The organism is Vibrio sp. 03_296, assembly GCF_002265885.1.
In genome coordinates, this window is record NZ_NPKW01000561.1 from 1 (window position 1) to 507 (window position 507).

The window sequence follows — 507 nt, forward strand, 5'->3', positions numbered from 1 at the left end:
CACAATACGCAAGCGCATTTACTYGAAGYCGTGTTGGCGAAGTTGGAAGAAGCGGGTGCGCTTGTTGAAACTGGCGAAGATTGGATTTCTGTTGATATGACCGGTAGAGAGCTCAAAGCGGTCAATATCCGCACGGCGCCTCATCCGGGTTTCCCAACCGATATGCAAGCACAGTTTACCTTGCTGAATATGATGGCCAAAGGTGGTGGTGTGATCACTGAAACCATCTTTGAGAACCGTTTCATGCATGTTCCAGAGCTAAAACGTATGGGCGCAAAAGCGGAGATTGAAGGCAACACGGTCATCTGTGGTGATGTGGAGCGTTTGAGCGCTGCACAAGTGATGGCGACTGATCTACGAGCGTCAGCCAGCTTAGTGATTGCAGGTTGTATCGCTAAGGGGGAAACCATCGTTGATCGTATTTAGCCACATTGACCGCGGCTACGACAAAATCGAGAACAGCTTAATGCAACTGGGTGCAAGATTGAGCAGTTTTCGTGAGTCAAA

Annotated in this window: 1 pseudogene; it reads left to right on the forward strand. The window is 49.3% G+C overall.

The features are described from left to right. A pseudogene (locus tag CIK04_RS26180) lies at positions 1 to 507 on the forward strand (UDP-N-acetylglucosamine 1-carboxyvinyltransferase); the annotation flags it as partial.